At 62.0% G+C, this 2156-nt stretch carries 2 protein-coding genes; both read right to left on the reverse strand.

Going from position 1 to position 2156, the window contains the following annotated elements:
• Positions 1 to 1244, reverse strand: a 1244-nt coding sequence (locus tag AAGI46_16950) for a S8 family serine peptidase (GenBank protein MEM1013896.1), incomplete at its 3' end; no start/stop codon positions are given.
• A gap of 396 nt (positions 1245 to 1640) precedes the next feature.
• A partial coding sequence (locus tag AAGI46_16955) for a PEP-CTERM sorting domain-containing protein (GenBank protein ID MEM1013897.1) occupies positions 1641 to 2156 on the reverse strand: 516 nt, incomplete at its 5' end.

Consider the following 2156-nt stretch of genomic DNA (forward strand, 5'->3'; position numbering starts at 1 on the left):
AGCGACCAGACCGTCGGCGCGGGCAGGCTCTCGGCCAGAGCGCGACCGGTGTTGACCCGCCCCGATCCGAGCAGCCCAACGTACTCGGGGTTCTCGGCGTCAATGTTGTCCGCCGTGCCGAGTAGTTGCGCCGCGACTTGATCGCGGGTGTAGCTCGGATTCGCCGACCAGATGAGCGCCGCAGCGCCCGCGGCGTTCGGGGCCGACATGCTGGTCCCGCTTTTAAAGCCGATGCCACCAATAGTCACCGTCGACAGAACGGCGCTGCCGGGCGCGGCCACGTCGATGCCGGTTCCGTAGTTGCTGAAGTCGCTCTTCTCGTCCAAAGACGTTGTGCTGGCGACGAGCAGCGTCTGATGGAAGGCTTGACGGGCCGGGTTGAGCTGGTCGTCGTTGCCTGCCGAGTTGAAGTGAAGGCCCCCGTTGTCGTAGTAGTACTGGAGGCCTGCGGTGAACGTCGGATCGCCGACAAAGCCGTTGATGTTGAAGCTCGTGTTGGCGATGCGTGCGCCGTTGTCGATCGCGTAGGCGAAGGCGTCGGCCATGATGACCGAAGTGAAACCACCATCCGCTCCAGAGATCCGGATCGGCAGGATTGAGGCGTGCCCGGCCACGCCAGCGATCTGATTGCCGTTGTTGGTAACGCCGGCCGCAATCCCGGCGACGTGCGTTCCGTGATCGTCGTCCTTGATGAGTGGGTTGGGGTCGTTATCGTCGCCGACGAAATCCCAGCCATTGAAGTCGTCGATGTAGCCGTTGCTGTCATCGTCGACACCGGCCACGCCGCGCACCTCCGCCGTGTTCTCCCAGATGTTCGGCGCGAGGTCCGGATGGTCGAGCTCGACGCCCTCGTCGGTGACAGCAATTACGACGTCCGAGTCACCGAGGGTCACATCCCAGGCGACGGGGTTCCCCATCAGCGTGTGGTGGTATTGATCGCCAAACGCCGGGTCGTCGGGCAGGAAGTCGAGGACTTCCCCGCTGTACTGGTAGTTCGGCGCAGCCCAGCTGACCTCGGGGATGAAAGACGCATATGCGAGCACGTCGCTAAGAGAGACGTCGCCAGCGTAGCCGACGTGCAAGACGGATAGATCTCGATCGCCCTGGGCCTCCAAGGTCACGACTTCGTCAAACCAGACGTTATCGAAAACCGCAAGCGAAGTTGTGAGATTGGACGCCAACGACTCGAGCACGTCCGTCACGTTGGCATCCTGTTGGATACCGAGGACGAACTCGTCAGGCACGATCGAACGCCCGAGACCATTGGTCTCAGGCAGCGTGCCTCCCGCCGAACGGGTGTCAGCGGCTCCGAACTCAGGCGAAACATTCACCTGCGGATCCGTCCCGCCGTGTATCAATCCACTCGCCAGTGACGTGTCCGCCGACAGCAACTGGCGGCCTTCCAGGGCCTCCAGCCGCAACGGCCGACTTCGCCCTCTCGCACCGCTGAACGACTTCCGATCCATCACAAACACCTACACGTGAGTCGGCCTACCCGCAGCTACACTCCTTGCCGCCCGGGCAGCTTCTCGCTGGTGGGCGTACCGGCCGGTTATCGAAGACTTGCGGCTAGCTAACGAAGCACCCCCGCCGAGCTCGTACGGCGGGGGTGCTGAAAGACTGCGACATCGAAGCCTAAGTCAGGCGACGCGTCGATTAACCATCGTCAGTGCTCCGAGGCCGAGCAGCACGACACTGGTCGGCTCGGGAATCGGGATGTTGCCACCGTAAAGAATGCCAATCGGGGCATCGAAAGCGCTGATCACGTCGAAGTCGATGAACTCAATAAAGTCGCCCGACGCATCCCAGACGAAGATGCCGTTGCCATCGGTGGCGCCGGGGACGTTCGAAAGCGTGCCTTGATTGGTCGCGTAAACCTCGCCGTTGGGTCCGCGGGTAACACCAAGTGAAGTGTTCATGATGATCGGATCGCCAGCATTCCCCACGACTCCATCGGGCACTTCAAAGCTGCGGAGGAAGTTGCCGTCGAGGTCGCGTTCGAAAACCATGTCGGCATCGATATCGACGGTTAGCACGGTGTCGGTGTTGCGGTCGTAGAACATCGAAACAGCGGAGCTCTGTCCGTTGTCGAACGCGATCCGGCTCGACAAACCGCCGCTCTCGATGTCGTGCACGTCGATGAAATCTCCCGGAGG

Source organism: Planctomycetota bacterium (assembly GCA_038746835.1).
In the GTDB taxonomy this organism is placed as follows: domain Bacteria; phylum Planctomycetota; class Phycisphaerae; order Tepidisphaerales; family Tepidisphaeraceae; genus JBCDKH01.